Annotated in this window: 12 protein-coding genes and 2 pseudogenes; 11 read left to right on the top strand and 3 right to left on the bottom strand. The window is 58.8% G+C overall.

Annotated elements, in window-relative coordinates; genetic code table 11:
* The first annotated feature begins 69 nt into the window (after positions 1 to 69).
* From C3F38_RS11075 to C3F38_RS11085, 3 genes are all read left to right on the top strand, one after another.
* Positions 70 to 252 (top strand): Trm112 family protein, encoded by a 183-nt coding sequence (locus C3F38_RS11075; RefSeq protein WP_004928237.1) that lies wholly within the window; start codon positions 70 to 72, stop codon positions 250 to 252.
* Positions 249 to 998, top strand: coding sequence for a 3-deoxy-manno-octulosonate cytidylyltransferase (gene kdsB / locus C3F38_RS11080; RefSeq protein ID WP_038880803.1), 750 nt, complete (start codon positions 249 to 251; stop codon positions 996 to 998). Before C3F38_RS11075 ends, kdsB begins: the two co-directional genes overlap by 4 nt.
* A gap of 146 nt (positions 999 to 1,144) precedes the next feature.
* Positions 1,145 to 2,041: a YcbJ family phosphotransferase gene (locus C3F38_RS11085; protein WP_038880806.1), complete on the top strand. Its 897-nt coding sequence runs from the start codon at positions 1,145 to 1,147 to the stop codon at positions 2,039 to 2,041.
* A gap of 7 nt (positions 2,042 to 2,048) precedes the next feature.
* On the opposite strand, the gene elyC is transcribed toward C3F38_RS11085, so the two are convergent.
* A complete protein-coding gene (elyC, locus tag C3F38_RS11090) occupies positions 2,049 to 2,822 on the bottom strand; it encodes an envelope biogenesis factor ElyC (protein ID WP_038880809.1) in 774 nt (257 codons plus the stop codon).
* Positions 2,823 to 2,974: 152 nt separating this feature from the next.
* On the opposite strand from elyC, the gene cmoM reads away from it, so the two are divergent.
* The 8 genes and pseudogenes from cmoM to C3F38_RS11130 all read left to right on the top strand — a co-directional run bounded on the left by cmoM (position 2,975) and on the right by C3F38_RS11130 (position 15,063).
* The gene (gene cmoM, locus C3F38_RS11095; protein WP_015377334.1) at positions 2,975 to 3,760 is read left to right on the top strand and encodes a tRNA uridine 5-oxyacetic acid(34) methyltransferase CmoM; all 786 of its coding nucleotides are present in this window, start codon (positions 2,975 to 2,977) and stop codon (positions 3,758 to 3,760) included.
* The gene (gene mukF, locus C3F38_RS11100) at positions 3,757 to 5,079 is read left to right on the top strand and encodes a chromosome partition protein MukF (protein WP_004928228.1); all 1,323 of its coding nucleotides are present in this window, start codon (positions 3,757 to 3,759) and stop codon (positions 5,077 to 5,079) included. Before cmoM ends, mukF begins: the two co-directional genes overlap by 4 nt.
* Positions 5,060 to 5,788 carry a chromosome partition protein MukE gene (mukE, locus tag C3F38_RS11105; RefSeq protein WP_033637863.1) on the top strand — a complete coding sequence of 243 codons (729 nt, stop codon included), beginning with the start codon at positions 5,060 to 5,062 and terminating at the stop codon, positions 5,786 to 5,788. The genes mukF and mukE overlap by 20 nt, the downstream gene beginning before the upstream one ends.
* Positions 5,785 to 10,233 (top strand): chromosome partition protein MukB, encoded by a 4,449-nt coding sequence (gene mukB / locus C3F38_RS11110; protein ID WP_055316248.1) that lies wholly within the window; start codon positions 5,785 to 5,787, stop codon positions 10,231 to 10,233. Before mukE ends, mukB begins: the two co-directional genes overlap by 4 nt.
* A gap of 220 nt (positions 10,234 to 10,453) precedes the next feature.
* A complete protein-coding gene (gene ldtD / locus C3F38_RS11115; protein ID WP_071934059.1) occupies positions 10,454 to 12,262 on the top strand; it encodes a L,D-transpeptidase in 1,809 nt (602 codons plus the stop codon).
* A 180-nt stretch (positions 12,263 to 12,442) separates the two neighbouring features.
* Positions 12,443 to 12,991 (top strand): YcbK family protein, encoded by a 549-nt coding sequence (locus C3F38_RS11120; protein WP_025302289.1) that lies wholly within the window; start codon positions 12,443 to 12,445, stop codon positions 12,989 to 12,991.
* Positions 12,992 to 13,055: 64 nt separating this feature from the next.
* Entirely contained in the window at positions 13,056 to 13,703 is a 648-nt protein-coding gene (locus C3F38_RS11125) for an MBL fold metallo-hydrolase (protein WP_038880818.1), read from the top strand.
* Between the two features lie 114 nt (positions 13,704 to 13,817).
* Positions 13,818 to 15,063, top strand: a pseudogene (locus C3F38_RS11130) (IS3 family transposase).
* Between the two features lie 18 nt (positions 15,064 to 15,081).
* On the opposite strand, the gene C3F38_RS11135 reads toward C3F38_RS11130, so the two are convergent.
* Positions 15,082 to 16,272 (bottom strand): amino acid aminotransferase, encoded by a 1,191-nt coding sequence (locus C3F38_RS11135; protein ID WP_019454526.1) that lies wholly within the window; start codon positions 16,270 to 16,272, stop codon positions 15,082 to 15,084.
* 244 nt (positions 16,273 to 16,516) lie between these two features.
* A pseudogene (ompC, locus tag C3F38_RS11140) lies at positions 16,517 to 17,626 on the bottom strand (porin OmpC).
* Positions 17,627 to 17,647: the final 21 nt, after the last annotated feature.

The raw sequence follows: 17,647 nt of genomic DNA on the forward strand, positions 1-17,647 counted from the left end.
AACCTGAGGCCGGGCGTTATGCTATCCTCACAGCCTTTCCCAGATGACCTATCCCCTTACGGAGGATGCATGGACCACCGTTTACTCGAAATCGTTGCCTGCCCGGTATGCAACGGCAAACTCTATTTCAATAAAGAAAACCAGGAACTGGTGTGCAAAGCGGACGGGTTGGCTTACCCGCTGCGCGATGGCATTCCGGTGCTGTTGGAAAATGAAGCGCGTGCGCTGTCGCTGGATGAGAAGCACGCATGAGTTTTATCGCTATTATTCCCGCCCGCTACGCCTCGACCCGTTTGCCGGGTAAACCGCTGGCCGATATTCACGGCAAGCCGATGGTGGTACACGTGATGGAGCGCGCCCGCGAGTCCGGCGCCAGCCGCGTCATCGTGGCGACCGATCATCCTGAAGTCGCCAAAGCGGTGGAAGCCGCCGGCGGCGAAGTGTGCATGACCAGCCCGGATCACCATTCCGGCACCGAGCGGCTGGCGGAAGTGATCGCGCACTACGGCTTTGCCGACGACCAGATCATCGTTAACGTGCAGGGCGACGAACCGCTGATCCCACCGGTGATCGTGCGTCAGGTGGCGGAGAACCTGGCGGGCAGCCAGGCCGGCATGGCGACGTTGGCGGTGCCGATCGAGAGTGTCGAAGAGGCTTTCAACCCCAACGCGGTGAAGGTCGTGATGGACGCGCAGGGCTACGCGCTCTATTTTTCACGCGCCACCATTCCGTGGGACCGTGAGCGTTTCGCCGCGTCGAAAGAGAGCATCGGCGACAGCCTGCTGCGTCATATCGGCATCTACGCGTACCGCGCCGGCTTCGTGCGTCGCTACGTCAGCTGGGCGCCGAGCCAGCTGGAACAGATCGAGCTGTTGGAACAGCTGCGCGTGCTGTGGTACGGTGAAAAAATCCACGTGGCGGTCGCGAAAGCGATCCCGAGCGTGGGGGTCGATACGCCGGAAGATCTCCAGCGCGTGCGCGACAGCATCCAACCCTGAGCCTGAGTTCGTCGGCGCGCCGCGCAACGCGCCGACGATGCAATCCCCATGATTGTTCCCCGTTTTGTTGATCTGCGTTGAAGAATTTTTCCGCTCACCGTTCGATGATGTTACATCCCCCCTTATTAGCCTGAGGTGAATGCCTTATGGAGCAGTTACGCGCCGAACTGAGCATTGTGCTGGGTGAGTCCATCAGCCGGCTGGAGCGGGTGAGCGAGCAGCCTTATGCGCATATGTATTCGCTGTACGATCGGCAGGGCAACGCGATCCCGCTGATGGCGAAAAGCTTTATCTGTCAAGGCATCGCCCAGCAGGAGGCTTACAAGCTGTCGATGCTGGCGCGCGACGGGGATATTCGGCTGCCCACGGTGTACGGCGTGGTATGTACTCAACAGACGCCGTATAAGGAAATCCTGCTGATCGAGCGCCTGCGCGGCGTGTCGGCTGAAGCGCCGACGCGCTCGCCGGATCGCTGGAACATGCTGATGGAACAGATCGTTGACGGGATATTGGCCTGGCACCGCATCGACAGCCACGGCAGCGTCGGCAGCGTTGACAGCACGCAGGAGAACGACTGGTTTTGCTGGTATCAACAGCGGGTCGAAGTGCTGTGGGCGACGGTAGTCAATCTCACCACCCCGCAGCTGACCATGGCGGATCGGCGTTTGCTGTACCGCACGCGCGAAACGCTGACCCATTTCTTCGTCGGCTTCGACGATCCCTGTGTTCTGGTGCACGGTAACCTGTCGCTGCGCAGCATGCTGAAGGATCCCAAAAGCGATCAGCTGCTGGCGATGCTTAATCCCGGCGTGGTGCTGTGGGCGCCGCGTGAATACGATCTTTTCCGCCTGTGCGAGGCGGGTATGCCCAGCCAACTGCTATTCCGCTATCTGCAGCGCGCGCCGGTCGCCGACGCTTTCCTGGCGCGGCGCTGGCTGTATGTGGTGTGGGAAGCGGTAGGGCGCTTGGTTCATACCGGCAAGCTGGAGCGGCGGCCGTTCGACTATGCGTCGCAACAGCTGCTGCCCTGGCTGGCCGGTTGAACGGGCCTTACTCGGCGCCGGCGCGATCCGCGCCTTTCAGCCACTGCCACAGGCTGCCCAGCGTTTCATACCAGGCACGTTCGGTATGGCCGAGGAACATCGAGGACGGTGTGGCGCGATCCCAGATATTCAGCGGCGAGTCGATCGCCAACTGGTTGGCCGGCGCCGGGATCGGGTGCAGGCCTTTCGCCTCGAAGAAGCGCATGGCGCGCGGCAGATGGTTGGCAGAGGTCACCAGAATGAACGGTTGCTCGCCGACCAACTTGGCGACCTGAGCGGCTTCTTCCTCGGTATCGCGCGGTTCCCTCAGGATCACCATATCGCTGCGCGGCACGCCCAGGCTTTCGGCCACCAGCGCCGCCGTGGCGGCGTTGCTTTGCATGCTTCCGGCGGATGCGCCGGTAAACACCATTCTGGCGCCGGGATGTGCAAGGTAAAGCCGCACGCCTTCCGTCACGCGCGGCAGGCTGTTGCCGAGCAAATTCGAGCTGGGCGCCCAATCGGGATTGTAGGTATAGCCCCCGCCCAACACCACGATGTAACTGACCGGATCGTTGCCGCGATAAGTCTGGTATTGGGCTTCGATCGGCCGCAGCAGCCGGTCGGCCACCGGCTGCAGGCTGAAAAGCAGTAAAAACAGCCAGCTCAGCGTAAAAATCGTCTTACCGCTTTTTTGCCAGCGGGTGAACCACAGCAGCAGCAGCGCCAGCCCCATCAGCAGCATCAACAGCGGCAGCGGCATCAGCATGGCGCCAAAGAACTTTTTCAGGTTGAACAGCATCGAAAATCAGATCCTTTTGGGTGAAAAATCGGCATCCAGGCATAAACCGGCCGCAAGAAGATACATTCTAAGCCAGTCTGTGCCAAAATAGCAGGTTTGAATAGGCGTGCGCTTTGCCGCCGACAAGAATGAGATCAGCGGAGCCGTTGTCCATGCAGGATCGCAATTTTGACGATATTGCTGAAAAATTTGCGCGTAATATTTACGGCACCACGAAAGGAAAAATTCGCCAGGCGGTGGTTTGGCAGGATCTGACCGGGTTGCTGGCGCAGTTGCCGCAGCGGCCGCTGCGCATCCTCGACGCCGGGGGCGGTGAAGGCCATATGGCCTGCCAGCTGGCAGAATTAGGACATCAGGTGTTGTTGTGCGATCTTTCTGGTGAGATGATCCAGCGCGCCGCGCAGCTGGCTGAGCAGAAAGGTGTGAGCCAGAACATGCAATTCGTACAAAGTTCTGCGCAGGATATCGCTCAACATTTGGAACAGCCGGTTGATCTGATATTGTTTCATGCAGTGCTTGAATGGATCGCCGAGCCCGAAGCGGCGCTGCAGGCGTTGTATGACTGCCTGACGCCGGGCGGCGCGCTGTCGCTGATGTTCTTCAACGCCAACGGCCTCTTGATGCGCAACGTGGTGTTGGGTAATTTCCAACTGGTGGATCCCGAGGTCAGGCGGCGCCGCAAGCGTTCGCTGTCGCCGCAATATCCGCACGATCCGCTATTGGTCTACGGTTGGCTGGAACAGCTGGGCATGCGCATCGGCGGCAAAACCGGCGTGCGGGTGTTCCACGACTATCTGCAGAGCAGACAGCTGCAAACACAAAAATTTGAAGAGTTACTGGCGCTTGAACAGCACTATTGCCGGCAGGAGCCGTACGTGAGTTTGGGGCGCTATATTCACGTCATGGCGCATAAACCAAACCTGAAGGACGAACTATGAGTGAATTTTCCCAGACAGTACCCGAACTGGTCGCCTGGGCACGGAAAAATGATTTCTCTATTTCGCTCCCTACGGAGCGTCTCGCATTTCTGCTCGCCATCGCCACCCTGAACGGCGAACGGCTGGACGGCGAGATGAGCGAAGGTGAGCTGGTTGATGCATTTCGCCATGTCAGCAAGGGTTTTGAACAGACGCATGAAACGGTGGCGATGCGCGCCAACAATGCGATCAACGACATGGTGCGCCAGCGCCTGTTGAACCGCTTTACCAGCGAACTGGCGGACGGCAACGCGATTTACCGCCTCACGCCGCTGGGTATCGGCATTACCGATTACTATATTCGCCAACGCGAATTCTCCACGCTGCGTCTGTCGATGCAGCTGTCGATCGTGGCGCAGGAACTCAAGCGCGCCGCCGACGCCGCCGACGAGGGCGGCGACGATTTCCATTGGCACCGCAACGTGTTCGCGCCGTTGAAATATTCGGTGGCGGAAATCTTCGACAGCATCGACATGACCCAACGCGTGATGGACGAGCAGCAGCAGAGCGTGAAAAACGACATCGCGGCGCTGCTGAGCAAAGACTGGCGGGCGGCGATCTCCAGCTGCGAGATGCTGCTGTCGGAAACCTCGGGCACCCTGCGCGAGCTGCAGGATACGCTGGATGCGGCGGGCGATAAGCTGCAGGCCAACCTGCTGCGTATCCAGGACGCGACCCTCGGCAACGTGGAGCTGGGCTTTGTCGACAAGCTGGTGTTCGATCTGCAAAGCAAGCTTGATCGCATCATCAGCTGGGGCCAGCAGGCGATCGACCTGTGGATCGGCTACGATCGCCACGTACATAAATTTATCCGTACCGCTATCGATATGGATAAAAACCGCGTGTTCGCCCAACGCCTGCGCCAGTCGGTGCAAACCTATTTCGACCACCCGTGGGCGCTGACCCATGCCAATGCCGATCGCCTGCTGGACATGCGCGACGAAGAACTGGCGCTGCGCAGCGAGGAAGTAACCGGGGAACTGCCGCCGGATCTGGAGTTCGAAGAGTTCAGCGAAATTCGCGAACAGCTGGCGGCAATGATCGAAGAGGCGCTGAAGGTGTATCAGGAACAGCAGATGCCGCTCAACCTTGCAGCGGTGATGCGCGATTATCTGGCGCAATATCCGCGTGCGCGTCATTTCGACGTGGCACGCTTAGTGGTCGACCAGGCAGTGCGCCTCGGTGTGGCTGAAGCAGATTTCTCAGGGTTGCCGGCGGAATGGCAGGCAATCAATGATTACGGAGCCAAGGTCCAGGCCCATGTCATCGACAAATATTGAACAAGTAATGCCAGTCAAGCTGGCCAAGGCACTGTCCAACTCGCTGTTCCCGGCGCTGGACAGCCAACTGCGCGCGGGTCGTCACATCGGTATCGATGAGCTGGACAACCACGCCTTTTTAATGGATTTCCAGGATGAGCTGGAAGAATTTTACACCCGTTACAGCGTCGAGCTGATTCGGGCGCCGGAAGGTTTCTTCTATTTGCGCCCGCGCTCCACCACGCTGATCCCGCGTTCGGTGCTGTCCGAGCTGGATATGATGGTCGGTAAAATCTTGTGTTACCTGTATCTCAGCCCCGAGCGCCTGGCGCATGAGGGCATTTTCAGCCATCAGGAGCTGTACGACGAGCTGCTGAGCCTGGCCGATGAGAACAAGCTGCTGAAGTTCGTCAACCAGCGCTCCACCGGCTCGGATCTCGATCGGCAGAAGCTGCACGAGAAGGTGCGCACCTCGCTGAACCGCCTTCGCCGCCTCGGCATGGTCTACTTCATGGGCAATGACAGCAGCAAGTTCCGCATTACCGAGGCGGTGTTCCGCTTCGGTGCCGACGTGCGCAGCGGCGACGATCCGCGTGAAGCGCAGCTGCGCATGATTCGCGACGGCGAGGCGATGCCGGTTGAAACCAGCCTGTCGCTGAACGATGAGAATGAGGCTGAGGATCAGCAGGTTGATAACGCTCCTGACGGTGCAGAGGATGAACAGGAATGATTGAACGCGGTAAATTTCGCTCGCTGACGCTGGTTAACTGGAACGGCTTCTTCGCCCGCACCTTTGATCTGGATGAGCTGGTGACCACGCTGTCCGGCGGTAACGGGGCAGGGAAATCCACCACCATGGCGGCCTTCGTCACCGCACTGATCCCCGATCTGACGCTGCTGCACTTCCGTAACACCACCGAAGCGGGCGCCACCAGCGGCTCGCGCGATAAAGGCCTGCATGGCAAGCTGCGCGCCGGCGTGTGTTACTCGACTCTCGACGTCGTCAACTCGCGCCACCAGCGCGTGGTGGTGGGCGTGCGTCTGCAGCAGGTGGCGGGGCGCGATCGCAAGGTCGACATCAAACCGTTCACCATCCAGGGCCTGCCGACCGCGGTGCAGCCGACCGAGCTGCTGACCCAGACCGTGGGTGAGCGCCAGGCGCGCGTGCTGTCGTTGCAGGAGCTGAAGGATCGCGTGGAAGAGATGGAGGGGGTGCAGTTCAAGCAGTTCAACTCCATCACCGATTACCACTCGCTGATGTTCGATCTGGGCGTGATCCCGAAGCGTCTGCGTTCGTCCGCCGATCGCAGCAAGTTCTACCGTCTGATTGAAGCGTCGCTGTACGGCGGTATTTCCAGCGCCATCACCCGCTCGCTGCGCGATTACCTGCTGCCGGAAAACAGCGGCGTGCGCAAGGCGTTCCAGGACATGGAAGCGGCGCTGCGCGAAAACCGCATGACGCTGGAGGCGATTCGCGTCACCCAGTCGGACCGCGATCTGTTCAAACATCTGATCTCCGAGGCCACTTCCTATGTGGCGGCGGACTATATGCGCCACGCCAACGAACGCCGCATCCATCTGGACGGCGCGCTGGCGCTGCGCAGCGATCTGTTGGGCAGCCGCAAGCAGCTGGCCGCTGAACAGTATCGCCATGTGGAAATGGCGCGTGAGCTGAGCGAACAGAGCGGTGCCGAATCCGATCTGGAAACCGATTACCAGGCCGCCAGCGATCACCTGAATCTGGTGCAGACGGCGATGCGTCAGCAGGAGAAGATCGAACGCTATGAAGCCGATCTGGAAGAGCTGACCTACCGTCTGGAAGAGCAGAACGAAGTGGTGGCCGAGGCGAGCGAGCAACAGGCCGAAAACGAAGCGCGCGCCGAAGCGGCCGAGCTGGAAGTGGATGAGCTGAAGAGCCAGCTGGCCGACTACCAGCAGGCGCTCGACGTGCAGCAGACCCGCGCCATTCAGTACCAGCAGGCGCTGCAGGCGTTGGAGCGCGCACGCGCCCTGTGCCAACTGCCGGATCTGACTGCAGATAACGCCGAACAGTGGCTGGACACCTTCCAGGCCCGCGAACAGGAAGCGACCGAAGCGTTGCTGATGCTGGAACAGAAGCTGAGCGTGGCCGACGCCGCGCATGGCCAGTTCGAACAGGCCTATCAGCTGGTGGGGAAAATCGCCGGCCAGGTCAGCCGCAGCGAAGCCTGGCAGTGCGCGCGCGAATTGCTGCGCGACTGGCCTTCGCAGCAGCACCTCGCCGAGCGCGTTCAGCCGCTGCGCCTGCGCCTGAGCGAACTGGAACAGCGTCTGCGCTCGCAGCAGGACGCCGAGCGCCTGCTGCAAGAGTTTTGCAAACGCCATGGCCAAGAGTACCAGCCTGACGATCTCGATATGCTGCAGCAGGAGCTGGAAGAGCGCCTGGAAGCGCTGACGCAGAACGTCAGCGAAGCCGGCGAACGCCGCATGGAGATGCGCCAGGAACTGGAGCAGATCCAGCAGCGCATCCGTGAGCTGACGGCGCGCGCGCCGGTGTGGCTGGCGGCGCAGGACGCCCTGGGCCAGCTCAGCGATCAGAGCGGAGAGCCGCTGGAAAACAGCCAGCAGGTGACCGAATACATGCAGCAGCTGCTGGAGCGCGAGCGTGAAACCACCGTCGAGCGCGACGAAGTGGCGGCCCGCAAACGTGAAGTGGAAGCGCAGATCGAACGTCTCAGCCAGCCGGGCGGCGCGGAAGATCAGCGCCTGGTCACGCTGGCCGAACGTTTCGGCGGCGTGCTGCTGTCGGAAATTTACGATGACGTCACCATCGACGACGCGCCTTACTTCTCGGCGCTGTACGGCCCTTCGCGCCACGCTATCGTGGTGCCGGATCTGTCGCTGGTGCGTGAGATGCTTGAAGGGCTGGAAGATTGCCCGGAAGATCTTTACCTGATCGAAGGGGATCCGCAGTCGTTCGATGACAGCGTGTTCGCCGTCGAAGAGCAGGACAAAGCGGTGGTGGTGAAGATCGCCGATCGCCAGTGGCGTTACTCCCGTTATCCGGAAGTGCCGTTGTTCGGCCGCGCGGCGCGCGAAAACCGTCTGGAAGTGCTGCATGCCGAGCGTGAAACGCTGGCGGAGCGCTACGCCACGCTGTCGTTCGACGTGCAGAAAACCCAGCGCTCGCACCAGGCTTTCAGCCGCTTTATCGGTACCCATCTGGCGGTGGCGTTCGACGCCGACCCGGAAGCGGAGATCCGCGGCCTGAACGCCCGTCGTGGCGAGATCGAACGTGCGCTGAACAATCACGAAGCGCAGAACCAGCAGCAGCGTCAGCAGTATGAACAGGCCAAAGAGGGCATTTCCGCGCTCAACCGCCTGATGCCGCTGGTGTCGTTGCTGAACGATGAAACGTTGCAGGACCGCGTCGACGAGATCCGCGAAGAGCTGGAAGAAGCGCAGGACGCCGCGCGTCATATCCAACAGCACGGCGTGTCGCTGGCCAAGCTGGAACCGCTGCTGTCGGTGCTGCAGAGCGATCCGCAGCAGCATGAACAGCTGCAGCAGGACTACGCGCAGGCGCAAAGCGTGCAGCGTCAGGCTAAACAGCAGGCGTTCGCGCTGACTGAAGTGGTGCAGCGTCGCGCGCACTTCAGCTACACCGACTCTGCCGGCATGCAGAATGCCAACAACGATCTGAACGATAAGCTGCGCCAGCGACTGGAGCAGGCGGAAACCGAACGCGCCCGCGCCCGTGAGCAACTGCGTCAGTATCAAACCCAGTTCACCCAGTACAGCCAGGTGCTGGCCTCGCTGAAAAGCTCGTACGACGCCAAGCGCGACATGCTGAAAGAGCTGAGCCAGGAGCTGGTGGACATCGGCGTGCAGGCCGACGCCAATGCCGAAGCGCGCGCCCGCGCGCGTCGCGACGAACTGCATGCGGCGCTGAGCAACAACCGCGCTCGCCGCAATCAGCTGGAGAAACAGCTGACCTTCTGCGAAGCCGAAATGGACGGCCTGCAGAAGAAACTGCGCAAGCTGGAACGCGATTATCATCAGCTGCGCGAGCAGGTGGTGACCGCCAAGGCGGGCTGGTGCGCGGTGATGCGCCTGGTGAAAGACAACGGCGTGGAACGCCGCCTGCACCGCCGCGAGCTGGCGTATATGGATGGCGACGAGCTGCGCTCGATGTCGGATAAGGCGCTCGGTGCGCTGCGTCTGGCCGTGGCAGATAACGAACACCTGCGCGACGTGCTGCGCCTGTCGGAAGATCCGAAGCGGCCGGAGCGTAAGATTCAGTTCTATATCGCGGTGTACCAGCACCTGCGCGAGCGCATCCGTCAGGACATCATCCGCACCGACGATCCGGTCGAGGCCATCGAACAGATGGAAATCGAGCTGGGCCGTCTGACCGAAGAGCTGACCGCGCGCGAGCAGAAGCTGGCGATCAGTTCGAAAAGCGTGGCCAACATCATTCGCAAAACCATTCAGCGCGAACAGAACCGCATTCGCATGCTGAACCAGGGGCTGCAGGCCGTTTCGTTCGGCCAGGTGAAGAGCGTGCGCCTGAACGTCAATGTGCGCGAAGCGCATGCCACCCTGCTGGACGTGCTCTCCGAGCAGCAGGAACAGCATCAGGATCTGTTCAACAGCAACCGTCTGACCTTCTCCGAAGCGTTGGCCAAGCTGTATCAGCGCCTGAATCCGCAGATCGACATGGGGCAGCGCACGCCACAGACCATCGGCGAGGAGTTGCTGGACTACCGCAACTACCTGGAGATGGAAGTGGAGGTATACCGTGGCTCCGACGGCTGGCTGCGTGCGGAAAGCGGCGCGTTGTCTACCGGTGAAGCCATCGGTACCGGGATGTCAATCCTGGTGATGGTGGTGCAGAGTTGGGAAGAAGAATCCCGCCGCCTGCGCGGTAAAGACATCTCGCCGTGTCGCCTGCTGTTCCTCGATGAAGCGGCGCGTCTGGACGCCAAGTCGATCGCTACGCTGTTCGAACTGTGCGACCGTCTGGAGATGCAGCTGATCATCGCGGCGCCGGAAAACATCAGTCCGGAGAAGGGCACCACCTATAAACTGGTGCGTAAAGTGTTCCAGAACCACGAGCATGTGCACGTGGTGGGGCTGCGCGGTTTCGCCGGCGAGCCGCCAGCGCTGGGTACTGCGCCGGTTGAAACGCCGTAACGCAGAAAAACGCCCTAAAAATCCGAAAATAGCCGCCGCAGGGTGGCTATTTTTTTGTGCGCGTGGATGATAGTCCTGCTTTTTTATCCGTTGAAAAGCGGTTAGTTTAATCACATAAACAGTTATTCGACGCCCGCAGGGCGAAACGGCCTTTCTGTTTGTATACTGAAACTATATGCAGTTTTTGACGTTTTTTTTGTGAGCATACAGGGGGCAAGGGATGTTGCTTAAAAAGGGAAACTCTCTACGACGTTTGGCGCTGAGTGGCGCTATCGCCTGTAGTCTTGTGTTGTCGTTTTCCGCATCGGCTACCGTCACGGCGTTGCCGGTGGCATCAGCAGGCATGTCCGTTGCGCAGAGCCGTTCTGAGCTGCTGGCCGCGTTGCCGCGCGGCATGGATTTGCACTACCTTTCCACGCTGGCACCGCTGTATGCGGCGAATCACATGCAGCCGATGTGGCAGGATCGCGAAGCCGTTCAGCAGTTTCAGCAGCAGCTGGCCGAACTGGCGATGTCCGGCGTGCAGCCGCAGTTTACCCAATGGGTGAAAATGTTGACCGATCCGGCGCTCAGTGAAGCGGGCCGCGATGCGGTGCTGTCCGATGCGATGCTGGGCTATTTACAGTTCGTCTCTGCCATCGGTGCCAACGGCAACAACTGGCTGTACAGCAATATTCCCTACAAGCTTGGCTTGCCGCCCACCGCGGTGATCAACCAATGGCAACTGGCGGTGCGCCAGGCGCGTACCCTGAGCTATGTGAATTCGCTCGCGCCGCAGCATCCGCAATACGCCAAGATGCATCAGGCGCTGCGCGACATGCTGGCGGACAATCGTCCGTGGCCACAGGTGGGCAGCGGCCCGAGCCTGCGCCCAGGCCAAATGAGCAACGATATCCCGGCGCTGCGTGAGATCCTGACGCGTACCGGCATGCTGGCTGCCTCGGCGCCGGAAGCGGAGCCGGAACCGGCGGTGGTCTCGGCGAAGAGCAATGAGCCCGACGATGGCGGGCTGACGGTAGACGAAGAGAAAAGCCGCGTGACGGTCAGCCCATCGGCGGCGCCGGTAACGGAGTTGACTGCGGAGCAGACGCCGCCGCAGATTGGCAGCGTGGTGAGCGACAATCTTTATACCAATGAGCTGGTGGAGGGCGTCAAGCGCTTCCAGAAATGGCAGGGGTTGACGGCGGACGGCGTGATCGGCGTGCGCACCCGTGAGTGGCTCAACGTGTCACCGAAAACCCGCGCCGCGCTGCTGGCGCTGAATATCCAACGCCTGCGAATTTTACCGGGGCATGTCGGCACCGGCATTATGGTGAATATTCCCAACTACTCGCTGACCTACTACCAGAACGGCAATGAAGTGCTGTCTTCCCGCGTGATCGTCGGGCGGCCGAGCCGTAAGACGCCGCTGATGAGCAGCGCGTTGAACAACGTGGTGGTCAACCCGCCGTGGAACGTGCCGACCACGCTGGTGCGCGAGGACATTGTGCCGAAGGCGATGCGCGACGGTAATTACTTCCAGAAACACGGCTATACGGTACTGTCGGGTTGGAGCAACGATGCGGAAGTGATCAACCCGGCGATGATCGACTGGAGTATGGTTTCTGCGCGCAACTTCCCGTACCGCGTCCGTCAGGCGCCGGGTGCCACCAACTCGCTGGGGCGCTTCAAGTTCAATATGCCGAGCTCGGACGCCATCTACCTGCACGATACCCCGAACCACAGCCTGTTCCAGAAAGATATCCGCGCACTCAGCTCCGGCTGCGTGCGGGTGAATAAGGCTTCCGATTTGGCGAATATGCTGCTGCAGGACGCCGGCTGGAACAACAGCCGCGTGTCTTCCACGCTGAAAGAGGGGAATACCACTTATGTGAATATTCGCCAGCGTATTCCTGTAAAACTGTATTATCTGACCGCCTGGGTTTCGGATGACGGCCAACCGCAATTCCGTACAGATATTTACAATTATGATAATACGGTGCGATCGGGCGCACAAATTTTGGCTCAGGCCAAAAAATTAATGCAGTAAATGCAGTAATTATAAATAAATAACGGTCAGAATGTTTGGCTATACCGCAGGCCCTCGTCGCCGGGGGCCTGTAAACCTAGGCGTATCGCGGGTTGACTCAGCATACGCAGGCGGTTATGGTTCGGACAGTGCGCTGCTTTGTGCATTTATTTTGACATTCTTGCCGGGTTTAATAGAGTCATGGACAAAATTGATCATCACCGCCGTAAATGGCTGGCGCTAGGTGGCGCCGCTATGGGCATAGCGCTGCTTCCAGGGCAGGCGTTTGCCAGTCTTTCCACCGCTCGACCGCGTATTTTAGTGCTGAATAACCTGAATACCGGTGAATCTATTAAAGCCGAGTTCTTTGACGGCAAAGGTTACAATAAAGAAGAGTTGGTGCGGCTAAATCATCTGTTCCGCGATTATCGCGCCAACAAGGTTAAATCGATCGATCCCCGCTTGTTTGATCACCTCTATCGCCTGCAGGGGCTGCTGGGCACCAGCAAGCCGGTGCAGCTGATCTCCGGATACCGTTCCGTAGATACCAACAACGAACTGCGTGCGCATAGTCGCGGCGTGGCCAAGCACAGCTACCACACCAAAGGCCAGGCGATGGATTTCCATATCGAAGGCATCCAATTGAGTAATATACGTAAAGCGGCGTTAAAAATGCGCGCCGGTGGTGTAGGATATTACCCACGTAGCAACTTCGTACACATCGATACCGGCCCGGTTCGGACCTGGTAATCGCTGTGCCATCAGTGAATAACGCCGCCCCTTGCGGACGCGGCGTTATTGTCGTTGGAGCCTTATGAAATACCATCTTATTCCCGTTACCGCCTTTAGCCAGAATTGCAGCCTGATTTGGTGCGAAAACACGCAGCAGGCGGCGTTGGTCGATCCCGGCGGTGAAGCGGAGAAAATCAAAGCGGAAGTCGCGCGGCAGGGGGTGACGATCACTCAGATTCTGCTGACGCACGGCCATTTGGATCACGTCGGTGCGGCGGCGGAGCTGGCGGACCATTATCAGGTGCCGATCTACGGCCCGGATAAAGAAGACGCGTTTTGGCTGGACGGTTTGCCGGCGCAGAGCCGGATGTTTGGACTGGAAGAGTGCGCGCCGCTGACGCCGACCCGCTGGCTGTCGGAAGGCGATGAGATGCAGGTGGGTGAGATGACGCTCAAGGTGCTGCACTGTCCAGGGCATACGCCGGGCCACATCGTCTTTATCAATGAGCAGGCGCGTTTGGCGCTGGTGGGCGACGTGCTGTTTAACGGCGGCGTGGGGCGCAGCGACTTCCCGCGCGGTGACCATCAGGCGCTGATTGCCTCTATTCGTACCAAACTGTTGCCGTTGGGCGACGACATGCGTTTTATTCCCGGCCACGGCCCGATGTCGACCTTCGGTCACGAGCGCCAGACCAACCCGTTCCTGCGCGAAGAGCCGGCGGTGTGGTAACGATTATTTCCCGGCAGGAAAAATCAAGGGGCGCATAGAGCGCCCCTTTTTTTATGACCTTGACCCGTCCTGAATAGCGTTGACACATTTTACTCACGCACAGAGGAAAATGTGATGAACCAGTATATTAAACGCACACAACGCGATTACTCTCTATCCTTTAAACTGGCCGTCGTCGAACAGGTCGAAAAAGGCGAAATGACTTGCCGTCAGGCTACAGACCGTTATGGTATCCAAGGCAACGTAACCGTCATGAACTGGCTGCGCAAATACGGTCAGCTTGACTGGCGAACCTCTCCTTCCACCCAAAAGTGCAGAGGCAACATGCCCAAACTTCCCCTGACGCCCGAACAGCGTATTAAAGAACTTGAGCAGCAACTGGCTGAATCTGAAGTCAAAGCCCAGTTCTTCGAAGCTGTCGTCAAAGTGATGAACACCGACTTTGGCGCCACGCTGACAAAAAAGCAGCTAACCGCCTTATCGCGCAAACACAAGTACCGGGACTCACAGTAACGCGGGCCTGCCGATGGATGGGCATCAGCCGACAAGCGTGGTATCAGTCCCTGCAGCGTGAAGCAGGCAAAGAGGAGCAGGCCCGGCATCTCGTCGAACAGGTGACGGCCATCCGCTTGCACCAGCCCCGACTGGGGACACGTAAGCTGCATCACCTGTTGCGGCAACGCCCCGAACCGGCGTTGCATGTGGGGCGCGACCGGCTGTTCAGTATCCTGCGTTGCGCGCGGTTACTGGTGATGCCTAAGCGGGCATATCACAAGACGACGCAGAGCCATCATCGTTTTTATCGTCATCCCAACCTGCTGAAGGCGGGGGACAATCAGGTCATCGCCAGCCGTCCGGAACAGGTATGGGTGGCGGATATCACCTACTTGCCGCTGAGAACGGGAACGGCGTATGTCAGCCTGGTAACGGATGCCTGGTCGAGAAAAATCGTGGGGTATCATGTACATGACAGTCTGCATACCCGGCACGTCGCCAGCGCGTTCAAAATGGCGCTGGCCGGCAGACGCACGACGTTGCCGCTGGTGCACCACTCGGACAGGGGTATCCAGTACTGCTCACAGGAATATCAGGCGTTACATCAGAGATATGGCATCACCTGTTCGATGACGGATGGGTATGACTGTTACCAGAATGCGCTGGCGGAACGGGTAAATGGGATACTTAAAACGGAATACCTGCTCGGCAGGCCAGAAGACATCGTACAGGCAAAAAAGATGGTCAGGGAGTCGGTGAACCTCTACAACGCACAGCGGCCGCACCTGTCGCTGAAATACAAAACGCCCGATGAGGTTCATCGGGCGTTATCCGGCTGAAAAGTGTCAACCTATATCAGGACTAGTCACCTGCGTCGATGCTTTTAGAGCACGGCGACGATGGCTTCACAGAGCGGCGCCATGTTGTCCGGCGTCATGCCAGCCACGTTCACCCGGCCTGAGTTAACGGCGTAGACGCCGAACTCTTCGCGCAGACGCAGCACCTGTTCTTTGGTCAGGCCGCTGAACGAGAACATGCCGTTCTGCTGGATGATGAAGCTGAAGTCCTGCTGTGCGCCTTTCTCCTGCAGGGTGTTCACAAACAGCTGACGCATACGGTGAATACGCTGGCGCATGTCGGTCAGTTCCTGCTCCCACATCGCGCGCAGCGCGTCGTTGCCCAGAATAGTGGCCACCACGGCCGCACCGTGTGACGGCGGGTTGGAATAGTTGGCGCGAATCGCCGCTTTCACCTGGCTGAAGGCGCGATCGGCGGTTTCGGCATCGGCAGCCACAATGGTGCAAGCGCCGACGCGCTCATTGTACAGACCGAAGTTTTTCGAGTAGGAACTGGCGACGATCAGCTCTTTATGTTTGGCGGCGAAAATACGCAAGCCCTGCGCATCCTCTTCCAGTCCATTGGCGAAGCCCTGATAAGCGAAGTCGAACAGCGGCAGCCAGCCGTTGGCGACGGAAAGTTCGGCCAGCTGCGCCCACTGCTCCGCCGTTGGATCGATACCGGTCGGGTTATGGCAGCAGCCGTGGAACAGCACCACATCGCCGGCCTGCGCCTGTTTCAGGCTGTTCAGCAGGCCGTCGAAATCCAACGCGTGGTTGGCGGCGTCGTAGTAGGCGTATTCCAGCACTTCCAGGCCCACGGCGCTAAAGACGTTCTTGTGGTTCGGCCAGCTTGGGTTGCTAATCCAGATGCGTTTGGCGCTGGTCTGGTTAGCGATAAAGTCTGCCGCCACGCGCAGGCCGCCGGTGCCGCCTGGCGTCTGAGCGGTGCGCGCGCGACGATCGGCGACGATCGGGCTCTCTTTACCGAACAACAGCTCTTGCGTGCAGCTGGCGAACGCCGGGATGCCCTCAATACCGAGATAGTTTTTGGTGGTCTCATTTTCCAGCAGATACTGCTCAGCTTTTTTTACGCTGGTCAGCACCGGGGTTTTACCGGTTTCGTCTTTATAAACGCCAATCCCTAAATTGATTTTATTCGGGCGGGCGTCGGCGCGGAAAATATCGGTCAGGCCCAGTATCGGGTCGGCGGGTGCGGCGGTGATTTTTTCAAACATGTCAGGTGCTTCCAAATCTCGGAGTTAAGCAGACAGAAGCATCAGGGTAACGCCAGTTACCGGCTTTGCCAACCGTTTGCGATAAAAACACCGCGATCTTGCGAAGGGGGAGTATTAGGCAGAAAAAATGATGGGGAAGGAGAAATTGGCAGGATAAAAAATTACCGGCTGACACAAACAAAAACAGGGCCGAAGCCCTGTTTTTTAACTTAGCCGACGGTAAACCGCCGTTAAGCGAGACAACTTAGAACTGGTACACCAAGCCAACGCCAACGATGTTATCGGTAGCGATCTTGTTAGCTTCGGTGAATTCATTTTTATCCAGCAGGTTGATTTTGTAATCAACATAGGTGGACATGTTTTTGTTGAAGTAGTAAGTGGTACCAACAGAAACATATTTGACCAGGTCAGCGTCGCCGCCGTCGAAGCGAGCGCCGTGCGCGGTGCGGCCAGCCAGATCCTTACCTTTAGACTGCAGGTAAGATACTTCTGGACGCAGACCGAAATCGAACTAGTACTGAGCGGTCACTTCGAAGTTCTGAGTTTTGTCAGCGATAGAGAAGTCAGACTCACCGTATGGGGTCATGTTGCGAGTTTCTGCGTACATGGCCGCCAGGTAGACGTTGTTGGCGTCGTATTTCGCGCCCACGGTCCATGCGTCAGCTTTCTTGCCCTTAGCGGTAGAAAGGTCTTTCTGATCATCGGTACGGCTGGATGATGCGTATGCCGCACCGAAGCTTACGCCTTCGCCGATGTCATAAGTAGAGGAGATACCCCAGCCGTCGCCGTTTTGTTTCTTGATGTCGCGACCGTCGTTCTGGTTCTTGCCCTGGTATTGCAGAGCGAAGTTCAGACCGTCAACCAGACCGAAGAAGTTGTTGTTACGATAGGTCGCAACGCCGTTGGTACGGCCGGTCATGAAGTTGTCGGAGTAGGTGTAAGTATCGCCACCGAACTCTGGCAGCATATCGGTCCAGCCTTCCACGTCGTACAGTACGCCGTAGTTACGGCCGTAGTCGAAGGAGCCGTAGTCAGCGAATTTCAGACCGGCAAAGCCCAGACGGGTTTTGGTGCCTTCGGTGCCCTGAGACTCGGAGTGGTTGGACTGAACGTTGTATTCCCACTGGCCGTAACCGGTCAGTTGGTCAGTAATCTGGGTTTCACCTTTGAAGCCAAAACGAACATAGGTCTTATCGCCGTCATTATCTTTGTCTTTGGAGAAGTAGTGCAGACCGTCAACTTTGCCGTACAGATCCAGCTTGTTGCCGTCTTTGTTGTAGATTTCAGCTGCGTTTGCTGCACCAGCAGCCAACAGAGCCGGGATAACCACTGCAAGAATGTTGCGCTTCATCATTATTACCCTCATTGGTGTTAT

Source organism: Serratia sp. SSNIH1, assembly GCF_002935055.1.
Taxonomy (GTDB): domain Bacteria; phylum Pseudomonadota; class Gammaproteobacteria; order Enterobacterales; family Enterobacteriaceae; genus Serratia; species Serratia nevei.